Here is a 14,708-nt window from a genome sequence, read left to right as displayed (position 1 = left end):
GTTATTGTCCCGACGAAGAACGACGAAGCGCGAGCAGGTGCTCGAGCGAGAAGAGGATGATGGCGATCGCCGCGGGCATCGCGATCAGGTAGCGCACGCCTTCGGGCAGCCCGATGATCGGGATGCGGTCGCCCATCGTCTCGGCGGCCATGCTGCCGCAACCGACCATGATCATGATCGCGAACACGATCAGGCTCAGGTGCTGAATCGCGACGACCACGGCGCGACCGTTCGGCGGCAGCCGGCGCACGAGCGAATCGAGGCCGATGTGGCCGCCGTCGCGCACCTTCATCGCCGCGCCGAACATCGCGATCACGATCACGAGCAACAGCGCGATCGGTTCGACGAAATCCGGCGCGTTCTCGAATACGTAGCGCATCACGACCGCGTAGAACACCAGCACCGTGAGCACCGCGAGACACGCCGACGCGATCACGGCGAGCACGCGAAACACCACGTCGTTCACGCAGCGCAGGAGCGGCGCGCCGTGCGGCCGCGCCGGCACCGCACTGTCCGGGGCGGCGGACGGCGAGCCCGCGGCCGCCGCGCCGTTCAGGGAAGTGCGACGCGTCACTTGGTGGCCTCGATCTCGTCGACGATCTGCTTCATCTGCGGCGTCTTTTCATACTTCGTCCACAGCGGCTGCATCGCCTTCACGAACGCTGCGCGGTCGATCTGCGCGGCCGGCAGGACCTTCGCGCCGCCCTTCGTCACCGTCTGCTGCGCGGACGCCTCGCGCGCGGTCCACAGCTTCTGGTAGTACGGCACCGAATCGGCCGCCGCCTTCTTGATGGCCGCCTGCTCCTGCGGTGACAGCGTGTCCCAGATCTTCTTCGAGAACACCAGCACTTCCGGCGTCATCGCGTGCTGCGTCTCCGAGTAGTCGGGCGCCACTTCGTAATGCTTGGTTTCCTCGTACGACGGCATGTTGTTTTCCGCCGCGTCGACGAGGCCCGTCTTCAGGCCCGTGTACACCTCGGCGAACGGCATCGGCGTCGGCGTGCCGCCCATCGCCTTGATCTCGTCGACCATCAGGTCGGACGGTTGCACGCGCACCTTCAGCCCCTTCATGTCGGCCGGCGAACGCACCGGGCGCTTCGCGTAGATCGAGCGCGCGCCGCTCTCGTAGAACGTCAGCGCGATCATTCCCTTCGCGGTGAACGCATCGAGAATCTTCTGGCCGGCCGGGCCGTACATCGCCTTGCGGAAATGGTCGACGTCGCGGAACAGGAACGGGAACGACGGGATCAGCGATTCCGGCACGATCTCGTTGAACGACGCGCCGTTCACGCGCGCCATGTCGATCGCGCCAATCCGCACCTGGTCGACGGTGTCCTTCTCGGAGCCGAGTGCGCTGTTGCCGAACACCTTGATCGAATCCTTGCCGCCCGTCTGCTTCGACAGTTCGTCGCCCATGAACTTCACGGCCATGTTGGTCGGGAAATTGTCGCCGTGCACGTCCGCCGAGCGGAACACGCGCGCCTGCGCGGACATCGCAAAGCCGGCCATCAGCGCGACGGCCAGGACGGTACGGGAGCCGGTGAATCGGTGCTTCATGGTGAGTCTCCTTGATGGTCGATCGTTGTTGTGCGGCGATCCGTCGGCTGGCGCGTGCGTCGGCGAGGCGCTTTCCTGAATCGCAGAGTCATACGTCGTATGACGTGTTGAGCGAATGTACGTCGGTTAATCGTTTAACTCACTTGGTGCATACCCCTACGGCCGCTGCCATAACGGGTTGACGGCGAATTTCGGGGAATCGCCTTCTCCGTTTCGGGGAATTATTGCGAAACGTTTTCCGGAAATGGGTCCGCATTTGAATCGGGCGCCCGTGTCGCTGTTTCCCGACGCCGAAAAGCAATCTTTCGCTTCGCTTGCCGTCGTTATAGGATGACTGACCACAACACGGATACCCCCGCGCGTCGCCACGAGCACGCGCCGGCCCCGCATCGCGCGCCCGCGATCGCACTCGTGGCACCGGCCCCGGCGACCCGCGCCGAGGCCCGCGCCGCCCGCTCCAGTCTTGCCCGCGGCACGTTCAGGCTGCGCGTGCGCGCCAGCCGGCGCGCGCGGGCCGAACGACCCGATACCCACCCGGCATCGCGCACAGCCGATGCCTCATCAGGAGATCTTCGTCATGACATCCCCCCTTTGCCGGCCAGACCGGCGCCCGCGCGCGCTCGGCCTGCTCGCGGCGTTGCTCGCGACAGCCGCAGCGCTCACCGCGTGCGGCGGCGACGATTCAAGCACCGGCGGCGGCGCCTCCACCGCGCCGCCCGCCACCAGCGTGTTCCAGGTCGGCACGACGACCGTCGACGCGAACCTGCCGGCCGAGCCCGCGCTGCCGGCCGACACGCAGGTCTGCGGCACGCTCGAGGCCGCCAATACGCTCGTGAGCCGTCCCGACGGCTCGCTGCCGCCGGAAGCCGACCCGTCGACGGCCGGCGTCGGCAAGGCCGTGGCGGCCGCGACGGCCAACCCCGACCAGGCGCGCATCCAGGCTGCGCTCGACGCATGCGGCGCGGCGGTGGACGCCGAGGTCGGCGCGACGATCGCGGCGGCGGACGTCGCGGCCACCGCCGCGCAGAAGGCGGCGGCCGTCCCGAACGCAAACATCGCCGGCGCGTCCGGCGAGGAACTCGCGAAGCCGAAGTACCGCGCCAGCAAGTTCGCGGTGCGCCTCGTCGTCAACCACGCGGGGCCCGGCAACGGCTTCATCAGCGGGCCGCTGACGCTGCCGTCCGGCGTCACGTTGTGGATCGACAAGGGCGTGACGCTGTATGCGTCGCGCGACGTGAAGGCGTATTCGCCGAACGCCGCCGGCCCGTACTGCGGCAATACCGCCGTCAGCGCGACGAAGGCCGGCAGTTCGTCGAACTGCGCCGCGCTGATCACCGGCACCAATCTCGTGAACGCGGCAGTGGTCGGCGATGGCCGCATCGACGGGCGCGGCTACGCGGAGCTTGTCACGTCCGATGCGAAATACCCGCTGATGAAGGTCGACCTGACCTGCTCGAACACCTACGCGGCATACAAGGGCGGCACTGTGGCGCCCGACGGCACCGCATGCGACGACGGCGGCACCGTCGTCGACTCGAAGTCGACGGTGCGCAACATGACGTGGTGGGATCTCGCGTATCTCGGCAACATGGTGCAGAACGGCACGACCGGCTTCGGCTCGCAGTCGAATTTCCGGCTGATGGTGTTCAACTACGCGAAGAACCTCACGCTGTATCGCATCACGCTGAACAACAGCCCGAATTTCCACGTGGTGCCGAGCGGCGTCGACGGGCTGACGATCTGGAACGTGAAGGTGCAGACGCCGACGCTCGCGGCGTTCGCGAACCCGGCCGGCAACGGCAACCCGCTGTACAACGGGCAGACGTTCAACGCGGACAACGTGAAGAACACCGATGCGTTCGACCCGGGCTCCGCGTCGAAGCCGGCGTCGGCGGCGCTGTCGACCGGCAGCACGACGACGTCCGCCGCCGCGATCTCGTTCGACGGCTACCTGAAGAACTTCGTGTTCGCGTACAACTACGTGAGCACCGGCGACGACGACATCGCGCTCAAGGGCAGCAACAACCCGGCGCCCGCCGGTTCGGGGCTGTTCGGTATCGACGGCAATCGCGACGTGCGCGCCGATCGCAAATGGGGTGTCGTGATCGCGCACAACCACATCTACTGGGGGCACGGCATCTCGATCGGCAGCGAGACCAACGGCGGCGTGACGAACGTTCAGGTGTACGACAATGCGTTCAAGGATTCGGAAGAAGGGCTGCGCATCAAGTCCGACTATGCGCGCGGCGGCGAAGTAAGCAACATCCGCTATTCGAACATCTGCATCCGCGATGCGAAGAACGCGCTGCTGTTCACGCCGTACTACAGCACGAAGGCCGTACCCGCGAGCGGGCCGCTGTACCCGAATTTCCACGACATCTCGCTCGCGAACGTCGTGATCGAGGGCACGGCCGGCGTGAAGTTGCAGGGGTTCGAAGCGAACACCGGCGGCTACGGCGAGCCGGCCTTCCCGCTCGTGATGTCGCTGAGCGACGTGGTGGCCGACACGCCCGACGGCATCTCGACGATCGCGTCCGACGCGAACCTCACGCTGCGCAACGTGAACCTGCCGGTGTTCGCGTCGACCGCGAACCGGGTCGTCGTCAACGGCACGGCGGCCCACACGATCGACCCGGCCAGCGTGCTCGACTGCAGCAAGGCGTTCGTCGACTTCCCGGGCATCGACCAGTCGAACCCGTTCGGGTCGACGTGGGCGCCGGCGCTGTAACACCCGGCCAGCGCGATCGGGTTTCCCGCGCCGGCGCGGGGAACCCGCCGCGCCCGCGCGTGCGGCACGCTCAGGTCTGCATGACCAGCGACGTCAGTTGCGCCGCGCGCGCCACGTCCGTCTTCGCATAGATCGACTTGATCTGCGCGCGGACGGTGCCGATCGACACGCCGCGCAACGCCGCGCATTCCTGCGGCGACCGCCCGTCGCAGCAGAGCAGCACGGCGAGATCGGCTTCCGCCGACGACAGCCCGTAGAACACGCGCAAGCGCTGCGCGCGCGCCGCCGGCGAGCGCAGGTCGGCGGCCGTCATCAGCGCAGCCACACCGGGCCGTTCGCGCGCGAGGCGAGACTGTTCGGGAACGGGGATCAGCGCAAGCGGCAACGGTTCGCCCGTCGCCCGCCGCAGCAATAGCCCGCCGCGCGCGAACGCGTGCCGCCATTGCGCGTCGTCGATGCAGCCTTCCGGCGCAAAACGCCCGTTCACGACCCGCAGCGCCGGTTCGGCGGCGATCAGCTGAGCGGCCGCCCGGTTCGTGTAGCGCAGTTCGCGCTGCGCGCCGAGCAGGAACACCGGCACCGGAATCGCATCGAGCGCCGATTCCGCGGCGGCCACACGCGCCTCGAGTTCGCCGATGCGCGCCTGGATCTGCAGCGCACGGCGGATGTGCGCGCCCATGATCTCGATGGTGCGGCGCTGATCGTCGGAAAGCCCTTCCGATTCGGGGCCGCTCTGGACGCTGAGGAACGCGCTGGCGCCCTCGCCGCGATGAATGTACAGGCCCGAGATGCTGCCGAGCCCGAAGGGATGCAGGAATTCCCGATAGAACACGCTGTGCGCGCGCTGCTGCGCGGGCAGGTGCTTGACGTCCTCGAACCAGCGCCCCACCGGCCAGTCGCCAGCAATCGGCACGACCGGGTCGTACAGGTAGAACTCGGTGTTGTAGCTGTGGTGACACGCGGCGACCCACGACGCATCGTCGCCGGCTGCCTGCTCGATCGCCGGCACCCTCGCCGCCTCGTCGAACGACAGCAGCGTGGCCATGCGCACGCCGACCGACGAACGCAACCCGTCCAGCACCGTTTCCCATCGTTGATCGCCCAGTGCCGCAGCGTAGATGTCATCGATCCATGCCGATGGAATCAACCCGTTCATATGCATCTGGCCACCCCGCGCCGTGCGTTTTTGTCGAACGTCGTTCGGGCATCTTACTCAATCGGTCTCGTTGTTCAAATGGCCGATGCAGGTTTGAACGAAATACCACGTTTGTTACCGTCTTTTGTCAGACGTAATGGCCGCTTTCGATACACCGGCGCTGTTGGTGCGGACGAGAGCCGGCTTTTCATCGCCGCCGGGGTATGCCATGATGCAGCGCATGACGATCCGGAACATCACGACCTCGCAGCACCATCATCACGGCCGCCCTCCATTGCGCCGTGGTTCGTTTCGCATCTAGACATTGCATCGGGCACGTTCCCGATCAGGACGACAACCAAGGCGCCTCCGGCGCCTTTTTTGTTTTTTGCGCCGTCACAACCTGCTGTGCCGATCAACCGATAACGTATGGAGCGTTTTCAATGCAACACCCCTGGAAAGAAGTCTCCCTGTCGGATCTGCCGCTGCGGGAGGATCTCCGGATGCAGCACGCGTACGGGGCGCCGCAGCTCGATGTGCCGGTCTGCCTGAACGTCAACGAGAACCCCTATCCGCCGTCGCCGGCACTCGTCGAACGCATCGCGATCGCGGTCGCCGACGCGGCGCGCCACGCGAACCGCTACCCCGATCGCGACTTTGCCGCGCTGCGCTCGCATCTGGCCGACTACCTGTCGCACGACAGCGGCGTGGGCGTAGACGCGTCGAACGTGTGGGCGGCCAACGGCTCGAATGAGGTGATCCAGCAGATCCTGCAGGCATTCGGCGGCCCGGGGCGATCGGCGCTGGCCTTTACGCCCGCGTATCCGATGTATGACGAATACTGCCGGACGACCTTCACGCACCTGCATGCGCTGCCGCGTACCGAAGATTTCGCGCTGGACCTGGATCAGGCGCTCGACAGCATCCGCACGCATCGGCCGAGCGTGATCCTGCTGACGTCGCCGAACAATCCGACCGGGACCGCGCTGCCGCTCGACACCCTTCGCGCGATACTCGACGTCGCGCCGGGCGTGGTCGTCGTCGACGAAGCCTATGCGGAGTTCCGGCGTCGCGGCGTACGCAGCGCGGTCGCGCTGCTGCCCGACTACCCGCGGCTGATCGTCTCCCGCACGTTGAGCAAGGCGTTCAAGTTCGCCGGCGGCCGCGTCGGCTATTGCGCGTGCGCGCCGGCAATCGTGGACGCGCTGAAGCTGGTCCGGCTGCCCTATCACCTGTCGGCCTTTACGCAGGCCGCGGCTTGCGCGGCGCTGGTCGCGCGCGACGAGATGCTGTCGCAAGTGGAGGCGATCAAGGCCGAGCGCGACGCCACGGTCGGCTGGCTTCGCGGGCTGGGCCTCGCGGTGGCCGATTCCGACGCCAACTTCGTGATGTTCGGCAAGTTTGCGGATCGCCACCGGATCTGGCGCGGACTCCTGAGCCACGGTGTGCTGATTCGCGAGTCGGGCCCGCCGGCATACCTGCGCGCGTCCATCGGCACCGCCGCGGAAATGGCCGCGTTTCGCGCGGCCCTGCTTGACGTGATGGCGCTCGAGTAAGCAACGGCTCGGACTGACACCCGCGACGACGCGATGTAACGCATTTCGCCCCGCCATCCGACGATGCACTTACTTCATCGTCGCGAATCGCGACTCCATCGCGTCGATCTTCACGAGCACCGCTTCGCAGAGCTTTCTCACGTGACGCGGCATATCGGGTGCCGACAGCAGCTCCTCGATACGCCCGCGCCAGTAGCTCGGATGTCTGACGCGCCCCGCGCCCGACATCGATACGTCGTCAGCGACCGTCTCGCTGTCCAGAAGAGCGACCATTCTCTGAATGTGAGAGAGCTCTCGTTCCACATAGTCTCGTGCCAGCATATTGATTGAAATTCCCCGAAATGCGACATCAGGCCTTCCGTCATCAACGCGCCACCGTGCCGCGATGCCGGCGACGCACCGCACACGTTGCACATCAGCGTACGCGACGGTTGTGTCAGCCGACTGCGCGGACGTTCGCAGCGATCGATACGCAACGACAGGCCTGTCCGCTTGTTCTGGTGGGATCCGGTCCCCGATGCCCTGTCGTCAATCGTAGGCGCGCCGTCAGGCGACGGCATCCCCAAAAGTGGGGATGTCGGACGATATCGGGCGCGCCGTGGTTACCGGACATGACAGGAAGTGCGCGCCTTCACGTCTGACAAATGGGTGTCGGGCATCGCGATGCCTGTCGCCCATTGCATGTCGATTGGCACGCTTTGCGAGTGAAGTGGCGCGCGAAAGGCGTCATCATGGCGCATCCCTTCCGCCACGGAATCCCGCTCATGAATATCGATACCGACCTCCCTGTCATGGTGACCGGCGCAACCGGGTACGTTGCGGGCTGGCTCGTGCAGCGGCTGCTCGAGGCCGGCGTGACGGTCCATGCGGCCGTCCGCGATCCCGACAGCCCGGACAAGCTGAAACATCTCCAGCGCATCGCGGCCGGCAAGCCCGGCACGATCCGCTATTTCCGTGCCGACCTGCTCGAACCCGGGTCGTACGCGGAAGCGATGGCGGGTTGCGGGACCGTGTTCCACACGGCATCGCCGTTCACGGTCACCGTCCGCGATCCGCAGAAGGAACTCGTCGATCCCGCGCTGCTCGGCACGCGCAACGTGCTCGAAACGGTCAACCGCACGCCGTCGGTACGGCGCGTCGTGCTGACCAGCAGCTGCGCGGCGATCTACGGCGACAACGCCGATCTCGCCGCGACGCCGAACGGTGTGTTCACCGAAGCGATCTGGAATACCAGCTCGTCGCTGACCCACCAGCCCTATTCGTATTCGAAAACCGTTGCCGAGCGCGAGGCGTGGACATTCGCCGGCGGACAGCAGCGCTGGGATCTCGTGACCGTCAATCCGTCGCTCGTGATCGGGCCCGGCATCAATCCGTACGCGACGTCGGAAAGCTTCGAGATCGTGCGGCAGATGGGCAACGGCACGATGAAAACGGGCGTGCCCGATCTCGGCATGGGCGCGGTCGATGTCCGCGACGTGGCCGACGCTCACCTGCGCGCCGCGTTCCTGCCCGACGCGAACGGCCGCTACATCGTGTCGGGGCACGATACGAGCCTGCCGGCGATGGCGGCCACGCTGCTCGAACGGTATGGCGCCGACTATCCGATTCCGCGGCGCATCCTGCCGAAATGGCTGGTGTGGCTGGTCGGCCCGCTCGCGAACAAGAGCGTGACGCGCCGCATGATCGCGCTCAACGTCGGGCTGCCCTGGCGTGGCGACAACAGCCGCAGCCGCAACGAACTCGGGATCCGCTATCGCCCGCTCGCCGAATCGATGAACGACTTCTTCCAGCAACTCGTCGAAACCGGGCAACTGCGGCGATGAACCGCTTCGCGGTATCGCCGGGCTGGCAGGTCGTGATGGTCGACCTCGGCCTGCGCGTCGACGAACTGCTGCGGCGCGCGCAGTTGCCCGCCGATCTGTTCACGCGGCCGGAAGGCGGGCTGACGACCCGCGAGTTCTTCCGCATGTGGCTCGCGATGGAGGAGATGGCCGACACGCCGGCCGTCGCGCTGCGCATCCTCGATCGGGTCTCGGTCGAGACCTTCGATCCGCCGCTGTTCGCCGCGTTGTGCAGCCCGAACCTGGAAATCGCCATCCGGCGCATCAGCCAGTTCAAGCCGCTGATCGGCCCGATCCGCTTGCGCGTGACGCGCGAGGCCGATCTGCTCGTGCTCGCGATCGACTTCCTGGAACGCGAGGTGCCGCCTCCCGGCATGCTGCTCGCGGCCGAACTCGGCTTCTTCGTGAAGCTGGCGCGGCTCGCAACCCGGACCGACCTGCCGGCCCGCGCCGTCACGCTGCCGCGCGGCCTCGCGCCGCATCCCGGCTATGCGCGGTTTTTCGGCGTGACGCCGCGATACGGCGACGCGCCCTCCGTGAGCTTCGCGCTGCAGGATGCACGGCGCCCGTTCGTGACGGCAAACCACGCGATGTGGCAGATCTTCGAACCCGACCTGCGCCGCCGCCTCGACGTGCTGTCGGCCGAGGCCGGCACCGTCGAACGCGTGCGCGCGGCGCTGCTCGAACTGATCCCGGGCGGCCTCGCCACCGTGGACGGCGTGGCGCACACGCTGGCCATCAGCAAGCGCACGCTGCAACGTCGGCTCGGCGACGAAGGCGCGAACTTCAAGACGCTCCTGGCGGAAGTCCGCGAGAAGCTCGCATGGCATTACCTCGATCGCTCGGACCTGCCCTGCAGCCAGATCGCGTTCCTGCTCGGCTATCAGGATCCGAACTCGTTCTTCCGCGCGTTCAACGAATGGACCGGGATGACACCCGAAGCCGCGCGCTCGCGACCGGTACGCTGATCGACGCGATCCGCCCGAAGCGTCGCCGCGCCGATGCCGAATCAGCCAGCGGCGGCGCGACGGTTCAGCCCGAAAATGAAATCGGCTTCGACCGACGCGCCTTTCGGCAATTGCAGCACGCCGACCGACGAGCGCGTATGGACGCCCGCGTCACCGAGCACCGCATACAACACGTCGGAGGCGCCGTCGGCCACTTCGCTTTGCAGCGTGAAGCCGGGCGCGCTTCGCACGTACACGGTCATGCGCGGCACCGTCGCGACCGCATCGAGCGTGCAGCAGTGCTTGCGGATCAGCGACAGCGCGCGCAGCGCCGATATGCCGGCCGCACGGCGGCCGTCTTCCAGCGAAACGGATTCGCCCACGACGCCGACGAAATGCACGACTTCCCCGATTCGCGGAATCTGGCCGGCAATGTACGCCGTACTGCCGTCGACCAGAACGGCGGTGTACTTTCCGCCGATCCGGATCGTTTCGTCCGGATCGAATCCGAATTCGGCTGCAACCTGTTTCAGCGTGTCGTCTCTGTTCATCAGTGAATTCCCCGATCCTTCTGAAAAAAGATCAAGAATAATTGAGTCTCCGATGCTTGTCCCGGAGGAGAAGATCGGACGGAAACGATCAAATCGATACACCTTCAGGTGTTCGAAGCAGTCCTGTTCGCCATATCGACGATGAATTTCGTAGCCGGAGCGATTTTCTTCATCATTTCCGGCTGAAACCGCTATCATGTATAGACACACAACCTGAAGAGCGATATATGGCAACTTACAAGGAACTGAAAGCCCAGATGGACGCTTTGGCGGAGAAAGCCGAAGCAGCGCGTGTCGCGGAATTCCAGGCGATCGTCGACGACATCCGCACCAAAGTCGCGGAATTCGGCATTACCGAAAAAGACATTTTCGGTTCACGCCGCGGTCGGCCGGCCAAACAAGCGGCAGCCCCCGTGCAGGCGAAATATCGCGATCCGAAGACCGGTGCAACCTGGTCCGGCCGCGGTCGCGCGCCCGCATGGATCAAGGACGCAAAGAATCGCAATCGATTCCTGATCCAGGAATAAGATTCCCGGCGCGCGATTCAACGCGCGGTCCGGTAGTTTGGGCTTCCATTGAGCATCGATGCCGGCGGGTTTAAAAGACCGCTCCGGATCGATGAGACTTTGCCTCGCTCGGCGTGTGACGTACTGGCCAATCGACAGATCGGGCTACACGCCAATACTTTCCTCAGCGTTCGTAATAGATCGCAAGCCAGACGGTTTGCGCTTCGTCATGCGTCCATGCGACACGATGACGGCAATGCGGTTCGATCAGCACGTAATCTCCGGGGCGCATTTCGTGCCGAGTCGAATCCGCTTCGAATTCGAGTACGGCCGCCCCCGACAGCAGCACGACCCATTCGGCGCGCGAGTCGTCATACCAGAACCCGTCCGGGTTCGCGTGTCCCATCGATACGATCCGCTCGACATTCAGGCGTTGCCCCGTGACGAGTATGTCGATTCGCTCGTCACCGCCGCGCTGCCCTTCGACGCTGAATAAATTACCGGTTTGAAGTTGCATCGCTTTACCTCGTCGTTGACCGTCCGGTCAGGAATGCGGGTTTAAAGGCGAAGGAAAATGTCCGCTGCAGTCCGACGATCGGCTTTCTTTGCACGCGTCGATGAATGCCTGTCATAAAGATGAAGAATAGTCGCAACTGCGCCCGCGCTCATTCATCGTTGCGATAAAGCACGCCGTGACTTTCTTTTAGCGAAGCGCGCGCCATCGCGGGTCATTCCGGTAAAGCCCGGGCGGCATCCTGCCGCGCTCGGGCGCGTCGCGCCGGCGCAATCCGCCCCGTGCATCCGCCCGGTTGTTCGGCGCGCCGCTTGCAACACTCAGGGTTTGCACGCAATGGCTTCGATTTCTATCTTCGTGCCGACCATGTTCGTCGCCTGCAATGTCGATCGCGACGGCTTGTTCCCGGGAAAGAACTCCGCATAGACGCGATTGAATTCAGCGAAGTCGCGTGCGTCTTCGAGCCAGACCGTGGTTTTCACCACATCGTCGAGCGTGCATCCCGCAAGCGCGAGTACCTGAGCGACGTTCTGCAACGTCCGGCGTGTCTGCACGTCGATCCCGCCGGCAACGATGCTTCCGTCTTCGTTTCTCGCAATCTGACCGGACACGAACACCAGATCGCCGGCTTTTACCGCCAGCGAGCGCGGCAGGTTGCGAGTGAGCGGATTGCACTCGGCAAAGTACTCGATCGTCATGTGCTTCTCCTTCGACCGGCATCGCATCTGCGTCGGCCAACGCTGACGAGCGTATCGCGGAACAACAGCGCTGCCAATTCGTGGTACGGAGCAGCTCGTCTTCCCGCATCCGGAATCGCCTTGAAGCCCTTCCGCGAACTTGCCACAATTCATCAGGCACACCCGCGCTTTTATCGTGTACGCCAGGCGCATGATGCGTGAGGCCCATGTCGATGACCACCGAATGCGTTCATCCTGCTGTACTGATCACGATGCCGCACAGCCATTACAGCGAGAAGGCGCGGTGGGCGCTCGACCGGCTCGCGCAGCCTTATCGCGAGCAACCGCATGCGCCGCTGCTGCACCGGCTGGCCACGCTGCCCAACGGCGGTAGCAGCGTGCCCTTGCTGCTTCATCGCGGTGCACGCTTCACCGATTCCACCGATATCCTCGTACATATCGACCTGCTCCACGGCGGCGATTGCCTGTACCCGCGCGATGCCGCGCTGCGGCAGGAAGTCGAAGCCCTCGAGACGCAGTTCGATGAAGTGCTGGGCCCGCATGCGAGGCGCTGGGCGTATGCGCAATTGCTGCCCGAGCGCAGCCTGTTGCTGCGCGTGATGTCGCGCGGGGTGCCGCGGTTCGAGGCCGTGGTGCTGCCGGTCATCCTGCCGGGCGTCGTGCGGCTCATTCGAACGGCGCTCAGGATCACGCCGGACAGTGCGGCCCGCTCCATCGAACGCGTGCGCGGCGTCTTCACGGAGATCGACGGCCGACTGAGCGATGGCCGACGGTTCCTGGTCGGCGAACGGTTCACGGCGGCCGATCTGACATTTGCGGCACTCGCCGCGCCAGTCCTGTTTCCCGCAGGCTATCGCGCGGCCTACCCGGCGCTCGACGCCGTACCGGCCGCGATGCGCGACGAAGCCCTGCGCCTGCGGGATACCGCCGCCGGGCGATTCGCGCTGCGCTTGTATGCGGAAGAACGCGACCGTGTGCCTGACGCTTTGCACGCGTGGCACGACAGTCCCGGGTAACGGCTTCCGGCGCCGCCGGCAATCGCCGTTCGAGTACGTCAGCGCGCCGCGACCGGCGCCTTTTCCGGGCGCAGACTCGTGTGAGTGAGCATCAGCAGGTTGATGACGACAACGGCGATGAGCACGTCGATCATCAGGTTCACCCCGCCCTGGGCGACCAGCATGCCCGCGACGTACGGAAACCCGAATAAACCCGTGAAGTAGGCAATCGTGAAGACTTGCGAGCTCGCCGACGCGGACAATCCCCGTTCGCCGGCCAGATTGACCGCCATGCCGTTCAACGTGGAGTAGCTGAGCCCGTAGCCGATGGCGAAGACGATCGCGCCGGTCACGTACAGGATTCCGCTGCCCGGATTGGCGACGAACAGGACCAGCGCCAGCAGCGTCGCACCGAACAACGCGCAGGCGAGCTTTCGAACGGGCAATCGACTGATCGTTTGCGCCAACGTGAAACGGCAGGCGACGGTCGTCACCGTGAAGGTCACGAAGAACAGGTCCGGCGACAGGTGCCGCGACTCCGCATAGGCCGCCTGAAAATTCGACAACGCGGAAAAGACGCAGGCGGCGAGCGCGATCATGATGATCGGCAGCCGCGTCACGTTGCGCAGGATCTCGGCGATCCGCGCGGGCGTCAGGCCGGTGGCCGCCATCGGCAGGGTCGTTGTGTGTATTGTCCATTTCCGGGCCGCGTAGAAGGCGACGGCCGCAATCAGGCAGAGGCACGCCAGTCCGTCGTACACGACCGAATACGAACCGAAGCGGCCGGCAACGAAATGACCGATCGGCGACGCGAGTCCCAGTCCGACCATTTGACCGCCCGACAGCAACGTCAGGTATTTGATCCGTGCGTCGGGTCGCAGGTGATGAATGATTTGAAGCGGCGCGAGAATGTAAAACGTCGACCACCCCATCCCCAGCAACAGGCCACCGGCAAACGCGAGCCTCGCATCGATCGCCGCGAGGCTGAATGCGAGCATGGACACGGACATCACGACGGCAGCGGCAACGATGGTCGACATCAATCCGATACGCTGCGCAATCCACCCGGCGAGCAGCGCGCTGACGATCATGGTCAGGATGCCGGTCGAAATCACGGCGCCGGTCATCGAGGAATCGAAGCCACAATGACGCAAATGCTCGGAAAGGAGAAAGCTGGCGCCGTACGCGGCCGCAAGCGCAATGCTCGCGACGAGAAATGGAATGAAAGTGGCAGCACCAGGCGATGACGGCAATGGGTCAGCGGGTGGATTCATGGAATGGGCGTCCGGGTTTTATCGCCGCCGCAATGCAGTAAGCGGAGCGGTCTTCCGTTATCGATTTTTACCTGCATCGGGCAGGACGACGGCCCTTTTCACATATGCCGGCCCCATCCTCGCGGAAATTGTGTTTCAGGCTGATAGAGAATGAAATGTACAGTGCAGCCGATTTGTTTCTGCACAGTTATGCAGCGAGCCGCTGGCCCATGCGGCAGATGCTCGTCGTCTTTCTGTTCGCGCCGGGCATCGTGTCCGTTTTCTCGGTACGCTACAGCCTGATTCGGCCATTCGACGCCCTCGATGTGCAGATTGCATTCAAGGTATGGATGTCACTGCATGCCGGCGGAAAATGCATCGATACAATCCGGAGCAAAATAAAATGAATCTCGCCGCGCTCGGACGA

General features: G+C 64.9%; 16 protein-coding genes. 8 read left to right on the top strand and 8 right to left on the bottom strand.

Going from position 1 to position 14,708, the window contains the following annotated elements; all coding sequences use genetic code 11:
- Nucleotide 1 precedes the first annotated feature (1 nt).
- Together OHZ10_RS38210 and OHZ10_RS38205 are read right to left on the bottom strand one after the other, a co-directional pair.
- Nucleotides 2-574 (bottom strand): TRAP transporter small permease, encoded by a 573-nt coding sequence (locus OHZ10_RS38210; RefSeq protein WP_059241305.1) that lies wholly within the window; start codon nucleotides 572-574, stop codon nucleotides 2-4.
- Nucleotides 571-1,557, bottom strand: coding sequence for a TRAP transporter substrate-binding protein (locus OHZ10_RS38205; protein ID WP_059241304.1), 987 nt, complete (start codon nucleotides 1,555-1,557; stop codon nucleotides 571-573). Before OHZ10_RS38205 ends, OHZ10_RS38210 begins: the two co-directional genes overlap by 4 nt.
- 577 nt (nucleotides 1,558-2,134) lie before the next feature.
- Here OHZ10_RS38205 and OHZ10_RS38200 point away from each other — a divergent pair.
- Nucleotides 2,135-4,285, top strand: a complete 2,151-nt coding sequence (locus OHZ10_RS38200) for a glycoside hydrolase family 28 protein (RefSeq protein WP_342706252.1) — start codon at nucleotides 2,135-2,137, stop codon at nucleotides 4,283-4,285.
- Between the two features lie 70 nt (nucleotides 4,286-4,355).
- Here OHZ10_RS38200 and OHZ10_RS38195 read toward each other — a convergent pair whose 3' ends face one another.
- Nucleotides 4,356-5,441, bottom strand: a complete 1,086-nt coding sequence (locus OHZ10_RS38195; RefSeq protein WP_340625885.1) for a helix-turn-helix transcriptional regulator — start codon at nucleotides 5,439-5,441, stop codon at nucleotides 4,356-4,358.
- Here OHZ10_RS38195 and OHZ10_RS38190 point away from each other — a divergent pair, their 5' ends adjacent.
- Both OHZ10_RS38190 and OHZ10_RS38185 read left to right on the top strand, forming a co-directional pair.
- Entirely contained in the window at nucleotides 5,442-5,846 is a 405-nt protein-coding gene (locus OHZ10_RS38190; protein ID WP_342706251.1) for a hypothetical protein, read from the top strand.
- Between the two features lie 17 nt (nucleotides 5,847-5,863).
- Nucleotides 5,864-6,976 carry a histidinol-phosphate transaminase gene (locus tag OHZ10_RS38185; RefSeq protein WP_059241302.1) on the top strand — a complete coding sequence of 371 codons (1,113 nt, stop codon included), beginning with the start codon at nucleotides 5,864-5,866 and terminating at the stop codon, nucleotides 6,974-6,976.
- Nucleotides 6,977-7,045: 69 nt separating this feature from the next.
- Here the strand turns inward: OHZ10_RS38185 and OHZ10_RS38180 are convergent, their stop codons facing one another.
- A complete protein-coding gene (locus OHZ10_RS38180) occupies nucleotides 7,046-7,297 on the bottom strand; it encodes a hypothetical protein (protein WP_059241301.1) in 252 nt (83 codons plus the stop codon).
- Nucleotides 7,298-7,740: 443 nt separating this feature from the next.
- Here OHZ10_RS38180 and OHZ10_RS38175 point away from each other — a divergent pair, with 443 nt between their 5' ends.
- The gene (locus OHZ10_RS38175) at nucleotides 7,741-8,799 is read left to right on the top strand and encodes an NAD-dependent epimerase/dehydratase family protein (RefSeq protein ID WP_196486679.1); all 1,059 of its coding nucleotides are present in this window, start codon (nucleotides 7,741-7,743) and stop codon (nucleotides 8,797-8,799) included.
- On the top strand, nucleotides 8,796-9,785 hold the full coding sequence (locus OHZ10_RS38170) for an AraC family transcriptional regulator (RefSeq protein WP_174992305.1): 990 nt from the start codon (nucleotides 8,796-8,798) through the stop codon (nucleotides 9,783-9,785). The genes OHZ10_RS38175 and OHZ10_RS38170 overlap by 4 nt, the downstream gene beginning before the upstream one ends.
- Before the next feature lie 41 nt (nucleotides 9,786-9,826).
- Here OHZ10_RS38170 and OHZ10_RS38165 read toward each other — a convergent pair whose 3' ends face one another.
- Nucleotides 9,827-10,315, bottom strand: a complete 489-nt coding sequence (locus OHZ10_RS38165) for a RidA family protein (RefSeq protein ID WP_342706506.1) — start codon at nucleotides 10,313-10,315, stop codon at nucleotides 9,827-9,829.
- Between the two features lie 227 nt (nucleotides 10,316-10,542).
- Here OHZ10_RS38165 and OHZ10_RS38160 point away from each other — a divergent pair, with 227 nt between their 5' ends.
- On the top strand, nucleotides 10,543-10,842 hold the full coding sequence (locus OHZ10_RS38160; RefSeq protein ID WP_059241298.1) for an H-NS family nucleoid-associated regulatory protein: 300 nt from the start codon (nucleotides 10,543-10,545) through the stop codon (nucleotides 10,840-10,842).
- 163 nt (nucleotides 10,843-11,005) lie between these two features.
- Here the strand turns inward: OHZ10_RS38160 and OHZ10_RS38155 are convergent, their stop codons facing one another.
- Together OHZ10_RS38155 and OHZ10_RS38150 are read right to left on the bottom strand one after the other, a co-directional pair.
- Nucleotides 11,006-11,338 carry a cupin domain-containing protein gene (locus OHZ10_RS38155; RefSeq protein WP_342706250.1) on the bottom strand — a complete coding sequence of 111 codons (333 nt, stop codon included), beginning with the start codon at nucleotides 11,336-11,338 and terminating at the stop codon, nucleotides 11,006-11,008.
- Nucleotides 11,339-11,655: 317 nt separating this feature from the next.
- Complete coding sequence (locus tag OHZ10_RS38150) at nucleotides 11,656-12,033, bottom strand: RidA family protein (protein WP_174992303.1); 378 nt, start codon at nucleotides 12,031-12,033, stop codon at nucleotides 11,656-11,658.
- A 206-nt stretch (nucleotides 12,034-12,239) separates the two neighbouring features.
- Here OHZ10_RS38150 and OHZ10_RS38145 point away from each other — a divergent pair, with 206 nt between their 5' ends.
- Complete coding sequence (locus tag OHZ10_RS38145) at nucleotides 12,240-13,049, top strand: glutathione S-transferase family protein (protein ID WP_174992302.1); 810 nt, start codon at nucleotides 12,240-12,242, stop codon at nucleotides 13,047-13,049.
- A 38-nt stretch (nucleotides 13,050-13,087) separates the two neighbouring features.
- Here the strand turns inward: OHZ10_RS38145 and OHZ10_RS38140 are convergent, their stop codons facing one another.
- Entirely contained in the window at nucleotides 13,088-14,302 is a 1,215-nt protein-coding gene (locus OHZ10_RS38140; protein WP_342706249.1) for an MFS transporter, read from the bottom strand.
- 155 nt (nucleotides 14,303-14,457) lie between these two features.
- Between OHZ10_RS38140 and OHZ10_RS38135 the strand changes: the two genes are divergently transcribed.
- Complete coding sequence (locus OHZ10_RS38135; RefSeq protein WP_342706248.1) at nucleotides 14,458-14,688, top strand: hypothetical protein; 231 nt, start codon at nucleotides 14,458-14,460, stop codon at nucleotides 14,686-14,688.
- Nucleotides 14,689-14,708: the final 20 nt, after the last annotated feature.

The organism is Burkholderia arboris (genome assembly GCF_038723655.1).
Lineage (GTDB): Bacteria > Pseudomonadota > Gammaproteobacteria > Burkholderiales > Burkholderiaceae > Burkholderia > Burkholderia arboris.
Note: the sequence above shows the minus strand (reverse complement) of the source record. Positions and strands in the feature narration are given on the sequence as shown.

Excerpts from the sequence above, each read along its gene's own strand:
- OHZ10_RS38165 (WP_342706506.1), bottom strand. The coding sequence starts at position 10,315 with ATGAACAGAGACGACACGCTGAAACAGGTTGCAGCCGAATTCGGATTC.
- OHZ10_RS38205 (WP_059241304.1), bottom strand. The coding sequence starts at position 1,557 with ATGAAGCACCGATTCACCGGCTCCCGTACCGTCCTGGCCGTCGCGCTG.
- OHZ10_RS38170 (WP_174992305.1), top strand. The coding sequence starts at position 8,796 with ATGAACCGCTTCGCGGTATCGCCGGGCTGGCAGGTCGTGATGGTCGAC.
- OHZ10_RS38150 (WP_174992303.1), bottom strand. The coding sequence starts at position 12,033 with ATGACGATCGAGTACTTTGCCGAGTGCAATCCGCTCACTCGCAACCTG.
- OHZ10_RS38140 (WP_342706249.1), bottom strand. The coding sequence starts at position 14,302 with ATGAATCCACCCGCTGACCCATTGCCGTCATCGCCTGGTGCTGCCACT.
- OHZ10_RS38195 (WP_340625885.1), bottom strand. The coding sequence starts at position 5,441 with ATGAACGGGTTGATTCCATCGGCATGGATCGATGACATCTACGCTGCG.
- OHZ10_RS38135 (WP_342706248.1), top strand. The coding sequence starts at position 14,458 with ATGTACAGTGCAGCCGATTTGTTTCTGCACAGTTATGCAGCGAGCCGC.
- OHZ10_RS38180 (WP_059241301.1), bottom strand. The coding sequence starts at position 7,297 with ATGCTGGCACGAGACTATGTGGAACGAGAGCTCTCTCACATTCAGAGA.
- OHZ10_RS38145 (WP_174992302.1), top strand. The coding sequence starts at position 12,240 with ATGTCGATGACCACCGAATGCGTTCATCCTGCTGTACTGATCACGATG.
- OHZ10_RS38160 (WP_059241298.1), top strand. The coding sequence starts at position 10,543 with ATGGCAACTTACAAGGAACTGAAAGCCCAGATGGACGCTTTGGCGGAG.
- OHZ10_RS38175 (WP_196486679.1), top strand. The coding sequence starts at position 7,741 with ATGAATATCGATACCGACCTCCCTGTCATGGTGACCGGCGCAACCGGG.
- OHZ10_RS38190 (WP_342706251.1), top strand. The coding sequence starts at position 5,442 with ATGCATCTGGCCACCCCGCGCCGTGCGTTTTTGTCGAACGTCGTTCGG.
- OHZ10_RS38200 (WP_342706252.1), top strand. The coding sequence starts at position 2,135 with ATGACATCCCCCCTTTGCCGGCCAGACCGGCGCCCGCGCGCGCTCGGC.
- OHZ10_RS38155 (WP_342706250.1), bottom strand. The coding sequence starts at position 11,338 with ATGCAACTTCAAACCGGTAATTTATTCAGCGTCGAAGGGCAGCGCGGC.
- OHZ10_RS38185 (WP_059241302.1), top strand. The coding sequence starts at position 5,864 with ATGCAACACCCCTGGAAAGAAGTCTCCCTGTCGGATCTGCCGCTGCGG.